The sequence below is a fragment of the Mesotoga sp. UBA5847 genome, assembly GCF_002432735.1.
Classification (GTDB): Bacteria; Thermotogota; Thermotogae; order Petrotogales; family Kosmotogaceae; genus Mesotoga.
On the sequence record NZ_DJGL01000101.1, the window covers coordinates 1 to 7680 of the forward strand.

5 protein-coding genes are annotated in these 7680 nt (G+C 47.3%); 3 read left to right on the top strand and 2 right to left on the bottom strand.

Annotated features, from left to right (window positions below; translation table 11 throughout):
* On the top strand, positions 1-202 hold a 202-nt coding region (locus B3K91_RS12425), incomplete at its 5' end, for a hypothetical protein (RefSeq protein ID WP_292595319.1).
* A 264-nt stretch (positions 203-466) separates the two neighbouring features.
* Here the strand turns inward: B3K91_RS12425 and B3K91_RS12430 are convergent.
* Entirely contained in the window at positions 467-1426 is a 960-nt protein-coding gene (locus B3K91_RS12430) for a GNAT family N-acetyltransferase (RefSeq protein ID WP_214060319.1), read from the bottom strand.
* A gap of 118 nt (positions 1427-1544) precedes the next feature.
* On the opposite strand from B3K91_RS12430, the gene B3K91_RS12435 reads away from it, so the two are divergent.
* Positions 1545-2714 carry a TraB/GumN family protein gene (locus tag B3K91_RS12435; RefSeq protein WP_214060320.1) on the top strand — a complete coding sequence of 390 codons (1170 nt, stop codon included), beginning with the start codon at positions 1545-1547 and terminating at the stop codon, positions 2712-2714.
* A gap of 575 nt (positions 2715-3289) precedes the next feature.
* The gene (locus B3K91_RS12440) at positions 3290-5791 is read left to right on the top strand and encodes an ABC transporter substrate-binding protein (protein WP_292589901.1); all 2502 of its coding nucleotides are present in this window, start codon (positions 3290-3292) and stop codon (positions 5789-5791) included.
* Positions 5792-6224: 433 nt separating this feature from the next.
* On the opposite strand, the gene B3K91_RS12445 is transcribed toward B3K91_RS12440, so the two are convergent.
* The gene (locus B3K91_RS12445; protein WP_102818706.1) at positions 6225-6848 is read right to left on the bottom strand and encodes a class II aldolase/adducin family protein; all 624 of its coding nucleotides are present in this window, start codon (positions 6846-6848) and stop codon (positions 6225-6227) included.
* Positions 6849-7680 lie beyond the last annotated feature (832 nt).

Below are 7680 nucleotides of genomic sequence, written 5' to 3' on the forward strand. Positions count from 1 at the left end.
CAACGTGGTTTTCATCAGCGACCAGAGGATTTTTTCTCTTAAGCGCACAGCGGTTCTTATGCTTGCAACTTGGAACATGCAACTCGCAACTGTTCTTTCGAAGGACGGGTCCTTGCTCTTGGACGGTCAACGGATTACGTCTCTTTCCAGTGTTCAGCGGCTCTTTCGAACAAACAGCTGTTCTCCCAAGAAAGGCTTCTAGCGATCTAACCAGACCCCGGACCCGGTTCATACCCGCGAAGAAGGCATTGCGGCCTGGGACGTTCTTGCCTGGCCTTGCGTCCGCCGATGTTCTTCGGCGCCTGCCTTTAGTCTGATCTTTTATTTTTCGCACCTAGATCTTGCAACGTGGAACTGGCAACTTGCAACTGGTCTCGGCCGCGAAGCGAAACTGGCGAAGGCGTAGCCTTCACAGGCGCGATGATTTTCGCCTTTTGACTGGACTCTGTAAGCAGACTCCTCCTCATCACACGTAATCAAAACCGTAGTCTGGAAGAGTTATAGGAAGACCCTTGAACTTGCTGCAGCATAGAATCTCCTGATTAAGTTCGGCCAAAGAGAGTCTTTCAGCACTCTCCAGAAATCTGTCGTAATCCTCCGAAAGCATTACCTCGGTGAAATAGCTTTCCATCTGATCGAAGAAGTGGCGTTTCGAAATGACTTTTGCCGTTCCCGGAAACTCGCATGGCAGGCTTTCTTCGCTTCTGAATAGTCTGTCGGCGATTATAGTGCACTCTTCAAGTCCTTCTTTTTCTATGAAGCTTCTTGTCAAGGATATTACGTCCTTGCTGCTGCCTCCATATTCCACAACGTGATTCACCGTTTCCTTTTCCACAACGGTGATGTACGCTCTGTCGTTGATATAGGTCTTTGTCTTTCTGGCCACTGCGTATCCTGTCGAGAAGATCTTCTCAAAATCCGAAAAGCTCCTGATGTATCTGACGGGTTTCAGTCGGTACAGGTCAAGAATCCTTCCGATGTCGGTACGCTTCGCTTCCCTCATCGCGGTTGCTCTACCATGTTTCACTACAATCTTTTTGAGACCGGGGGGTTTGACCGCTCCAAAACGCTGATACATCCCTCTTCCTCCGGATATGATGAGCAGTGATAGTCCCAGATCTATAGCCAATTCCTCTGCCTTGGCAAGAGTCACGGCGCCGTAATTCTTTCCGCGGTAGTCTGGGTGAGTGCATACCGAACCAACGAGTCCAACTTTCATTCTGTGACCGAATAGAGATATTTCTCTGGGAAGGAGCCCGATCATCGCTACAGGTCTTCCAGCCTCTTTGACAACGGTTATGTTCTTAACGTTTTCCTCGGAGAAAAGCACAGGAAAGATCTTGCCCATTTCAGTATTGAAGACCAGAGATGCGAGCTCAATAGCTCCTTCGAGATCTCCGATCTCAGCTCGGACGGGGCTGCTCAAGAGAACACCTCCCAACATCATCTTAATCAGCTATATAATTGATAATCTCATAAACACGAGTTAGCTGCAAGATTATGATTAAATAGAGTTTGATAATTAAATCGAAAGGGTGATTTCGTTGTCCGAGACAGTGCACAGAATAATGCTTGATGACAAAGAATTGATAGTTATCGGTACCGCCCACGTATCAAAGAACAGCGCCGAAGAAGTGAAGACGATCATTGAGGAAGAGAAACCCGATTCCGTTGCTATAGAGTTGTGTAATTCCCGTTATCAATCGATGCAGGATCAGGATAGATGGAAGAAGACCGATATCGCAAAGGTTGTTAAGGAGAAGAAATCCTTTCTTCTTCTGGCAAATCTCATACTCTCTTCCTATCAGAAGAGAATGGCGAAGCAGATAGGAATTCAAGCTGGACAGGAGATGCTGCAGGCTATTGAGTCGGCAAAAGAGATAGGAGCGCAGCTTGTTCTCGCGGATAGAGATATTCAGGTTACTTTCGCAAGAATATGGGGAAATCTCGGCTTCTGGGGAAAGACGAAACTCTTCTTCACTCTCGTTCTGTCAATTTTCAGCGATGAGAAGATAACCGAAGAAGATCTTGAAAAGATGAAGTCGGGTGATATGCTTACATCGGCTCTTAGTGAACTTTCAAAGTCTTTTCCGCAGCTGAAGGAGACTCTTATTGACGAGAGGGACAAGTTTCTTGCCCAGAAGATCAAGACGGCTCCAGGAAAGAAAGTAGTCGCAGTCGTTGGTGCCGGACATGTCCCGGGTTTGAAAGAGGCTATAAAAGAGGATCAGGACCTTGCGGCACTCAGCAAGATCCCTCCGAAGAAGAAGACCGGTAAGATTATCGGCTGGACCATATCAATAGTCATTATTGCTCTCATGGTATCTACTATTATCGTGAACAGGGATGCCGGATTAGACCAGATACTGGCCTGGATCCTCTGGAACGGATCGCTTTCTGCTCTGGGGACTATTGCAGCTCTTGGCCACCCTCTCTCTATATTGACTGCTTTCTTCATTGCTCCGGTGAGTTCCTTGAACCCTATTCTCGCTGCCGGGTGGTTTGCCGGTCTTGTGGAGGCGCTGGTGAGAAAGCCAAAGGTCTTCGACTTTGAAAACTTGAACGAAGATGTAAGTTCATTCAAAGGGTTCTGGAAAAACAGAGTTACGAAGATCCTTCTGGTTGTAGTATTCGCGAACGTTGGAAGCAGTGTGGGGACTTTTATCGGGGGAGCCGAGGTCATTAGGATCTTTGTTAAGTCTTTCTTCGGATAAGAGGATGCCTGCGTTCTTGAATGCTTTCATTGTAGAACAAAGAGACTGACGATATTGCTGAGAGTGTACCCAAGGTTGGTTTCTAGGAGCACATAGGTTCCTGAAGGAAGGAATTTCAAACAGCCGGCTACTTCTGATCGGGAGAAGATTTGCCGATTGGGCCCTTGCAGCCTACTTTATTCTTGATGAAGATGGTTTCACAGTTGCGTAGAATGTCCTTGGCACGGTGAGCTTATCGAAGGAAAAGGGATACGTCGATAGAGAGAAGTAACAGACATCGGTTTATCCGGCAAATTCTCAGTAACTAAGGCTAGTTTGTTCCGTAATGCATCATAATTAAATCTACTCAAGAGAGAAGAGCTTCGTCTTTTGAGTCCAAATGTAATATAATAGTATCGTAAGACATTTGCTTTTTTATGAAGCGTTGATTACTTCAGTATCGATCATCGATTACACTGTTTTTTTTGCTCTTTGATAATCTCTCTCGTTTCTTGTCATTACCTAGTTGAAACAGCTTTATCCCAGTCAAAACTGTGTCTCTTACGAACTAGCAACTACAAAAGGAGGCGAAAAAAGTGAAGAGAAGACTAACAACTTCTGTGTTAGTGATGTTGTTGCTGCTCGGCGGGCTTGCGCTTGCAGTGCAGAAGGGGCCCTATCCTGATCTTGTCTATTTCAACGTTAGGATGTCCGAAGATATCGCTCTGAAAGATACTGCGGAAGGGATGACCGATATCTTCATGTGGGGTCTATCTGGTCCTCAGATCTTCGGACTCGATCAGGCCACCAGAGACAAGCTTGATTTGTATGCCGTTCCATCCGGTTCGTGGTCGCTACTGATGAACCCGATTCCCAACGAAGCGCCCTATGTAGTAGAAGTTGGGGGCAAGGAGTACTTCAATGCCTTTGCTATCAGGGATATCAGGTTTGCGATTAACGACTTGATTAACAGACAGTACCTAGTCGATGAGATTCTTGGAGGTGCAGGCACTCCGGCCTTCACTATGGCTACAACGGGACAGCCTGGAACGTACCGTTATAACCTTCTCGCAACGAAGTTTGGCTTTACAGCAGAGGGTAACGAGGCAAGAGCTTTGGAAGTAATAGAAAGCTCTATGCAAGCTGCGGCTAATCTTCCGGAAAATGTCGGAAGGCTTGTGAAGAGAGCCGATGGCTTCTGGTACTTTGACAATGAGCCCGTTACGATCAAAATCGCCATTAGAGTGGACGACCCTCAAGGCCGCCTAAAGGAAGGAGATTACATCGCCGATCAGCTGGAAAAGGCAGGACTGAAGGCTGAAAGGCTTTACTGGGACAGGATCAAATGCAGCAGCGTTGTTTACGGTGGAGATCCGGCGGAATTCACCTGGCAGATGTACACAGAAGGCTGGGGAGCAGGAGCAACAAGAGCCTTCTGGGAGCATATCGTCGCCCAGATGTACGCCCCGTGGTACGGGTACATGCCAGGTGGAATGACGGAAGGCTTCTGGAACTATCAACAGGATGAGATTGATGAGGTTACACTGAATGCCTATACCGGAAACTTCCTGACCGAGGAGGAGTACTGGGAACTGGCGCTGAGAGGTCTTGAGCTGGGTCTTGAGGAAGCAGTCAGGATATATGTTGTAAATCAGTTGGATTTCTTCGTTGCCAACTCGGCGAGACTGAAGCAGAGATTCGCTTATGGGCTTGGGGACGGTCTCAACACCTGGTCGATAAGAACTGCCGTTACAGATGACCGAACGCTATTCATAACGCAGTTCTCGGCTATGGGGTCGCTCTTCATGGATGCCTGGGACCCGATAGGGACGGACGGTTTTGACAGCGTATACTCGAATTACATAGCCGGAAACCTTTATGATTCCGCGATGTTCGAAAGTCCGGCCTCAGCTATCCCCACACCTTTAAGAGCGGTACCGGTTGAAGTTGAAACCAGGGCAAGGCGTAACGAAGAGGGAGATGTATTAGGCGACTTTGATGTTCCCACAAATGCGATAAATTACTGCCCGTTCAACGAAGCCTGGCTGGAGGTTGGAGAAGGGAAAAAATCGATGTCTATGGCTACGTATGAGTTCAGATTCGGCAACTTACATCATGGACAACCAATTTCGATAGTTGATTTTCTGTACGCTCAGGGCTTCCAGATGGAATGGGCCAACAAAGAGGGCGATGATGACCTCCAGTACGAGCGGGCGTATTCCTCGTCGCTTAAGAGTTCGTTGGATACTATAATAGGCTGGGTATTGAACGAGGATGATACCATAACGGTGTATTTCGACTACAACTTCCCCGCGAGCAAGGAAAGAGTTGCTAGTTGGGGAGCGCCGGGTATAAGTGTCTCTGCATCGGGCCATGCGGTCGGTTGTGCATGGGAAATCGCAGAAGCAATGTCGTTGCTTGTAACTGAAGGCAGCAAGTCCGGCACTTCTTACTCAATAACTATGGATCCTGCCTTCACCGAAGTCGATGCTATTGCTCCTGCGTGTGTGAAAGACATCAGAGCTAAACTTGTCGAGATGAAGGAAAGGAAACACATTCCAAACTACATCAAGGAGTTTGTGGATGAGCAGTATGTTCTCGAGAGATACGATGCGGCGATCAAATTCATAGACAACTACGGTCATGCTTACATCAGCAACGGTCCGTTCTATCTCTCAAAGTTCGATTCAACATCTAACTTCATGGAACTAAGAGCTTTCAGAGATCCAAGCTATCCATTTGAAGACACCTACTGGATAGAGGAACTGAAGGTGCTAAGACTGGAGATTGACAGTATCGAAACCCCCGCCTTCATAGGGAAGGGTAGCGATCTTCCAGTAACGGTCCACGTCGCGGAAGTCACGTACCCGATTGACGAGGCGATTCCTGCGACAGTCGGAGAAGTAACGGTTTCTTTGATTTTCGGTCAGGAAAGCGTCGAGTTCAAGGCTGTTATGGTCCAGCATGGCGTCTTCGAGTGCACGATACCGGCAAGTGTGTTTGAGAAACTCGAGTCTGGATCATACGTTATCATGGCCATTGCCGAGCTTGAAGGAGCTATCCCAGCTTCGGCTTCCACTTCGGTGGTCCTCTTCTGATAGCTTTCTGAAGAGCTATTTGAAGAGTAGTTCGCATTTTGGAGAGGTAGTGTTTTTTGCGCTGCCTCTCCTTCAGTTTCTCAAGGAAACGCGGGTTCGAGAAATGAGGTGCGATGAGAAAGATTTTGCTCTGTAAGGTAGATCTCGAGCATCTTCTGCTGTCTGCAAGACGGCAGTCACTGTTGGACAAACTCAACGTCTATCGATGAATGAGAATGGGACAAGTTCACGGCCGAGTGAAGATAGCTCAAAAGATACCCCAGAAAATCTGGGGTCTTGTTACTTCATGAAGCATGGCTACAAGGAGAAGAACTCCTCTTAAGTCTCAAGAACTCTCTTTTGAACAGACCCGCAAATAGGGTATCGAAAGTCGTCTCAGCATAAAAGAATCAGAAATCGCTCCAGCGAAATCAGTTCAGAACCTACGGTGCTTCTAGTACCCCCTAACTTTTCTCAAGAACCTTTCAACTTCTTCAGAAGGGATCTCCAGATGGCCGGGCCTTGCGCCTGAGAGATGGGTTATCTGCGCCAGAAATTCCAGTGTTTCGAGCTTGGCGTAAGCCTCTTCAATGCTTTTACCGGTAACGGTGACACCGTGATTCCTGAGAACAAAGGTTCTCGAACCCTGCTTCAAGCCTTCACCGAATACCTCTGCGAAATCGTCTGTGCCTGGCATTTTGTAGGGCAGATAAGTTATTGGAGCCAGCATGAGCGCCGTTTCGGGCAGGACGTTTACCGGGAACTCCTTCTGTTGAACGGCCATAGTCGTTGCATGGACAGGATGAGCGTGAAAAACGGATACAACTTCGTTACACTCTCTGTAAATCTTCAAGTGCATTCTGTATTCAGACGATGCTTCTCTTCTTCCTCTCACTTTGTTTCCCGCAAGATCGACCTCGACCAGATCCTCTTCCGTCAAAAAATGCTTCACCATTGTTGTAGGAGTTATCACAATATGATCTCCGATTCGAACGCTCATGTTTCCGCCGGTGCTTTCCGTTAGTCTTCTGTCCCACGCCAGCCTTGCAAAAAGGACCAGTTCTTCTCTCAAATCCATAATGACCTCCATTCTGTTCGATATTCTGCTCTATATATAGAATGAAATAATAATAAGTCGATTTTATTATAGCGAGTTACTTTTCGTTGCCGAGAACAGTTGCAAGTTGTCAGTTGCAGTGTGCCAAGATGACGTCAAGGACTGTCATTCGAGAGCTTAAACTTCTGAGCCTGCGCTGGAATCCACTCACTTTCTCATCCCGTAGTGGTTCTGTACGGGAGCTAATCTCGACCGTCTTGAGCTGCGGACGATGTAAGAGGTTTGAGGCTAGAGGTCAGAAAGGCAAGATCTAATTGCTCTTCTTACCTCTTGCCTCTTACGTCTTTTTTTTTTGCGATCTCGATCTTGCGAATTAGTGCACACCCTCCGCCACTGCTTGGCCCTCCTCCCTCAAGGAAGGACTTAAGATCAGGATCATCAGGAGCCAAATACAGCATGCACTGCCAAGAGAGAAGAAGCATAATATGATTTCTTTTTAGCTCCCTAACTTATGGGTAATGATGAACTCTCGAGAGGGGATCAAGAGCTTTTCAAGGCTTTTGGAGATCCCGAACCCTTGCCTGCCCTCTTTGCTTTTCTCTTCTCTTTATTTAAATGGATGGTTTGACCAAAAACGAAGAACAGATCCTCGCTTTGGAACGAATAACGGGTTCTTTGTCAACGAACGGAGAACCAGTTTCTCTTGCTCTTTCGAACCCCCAATCACAAACCTCCGACCCCGGCCTTCGCTCTTACAACTAACAACAACTTGCAACTGATCTTTTGCTCTTACCAACCCCCAACCTGCAATCCCCGACCTCGGTAATTTCTTCTCCCTTCGACCCCCAATGGT

What these genes read in the sequence shown, in the direction of transcription:
- B3K91_RS12445 (WP_102818706.1), bottom strand. Translation starts at nt 6,848, where the DNA reads ATGGATTTGAGAGAAGAACTGGTCCTTTTTGCAAGGCTGGCGTGGGAC.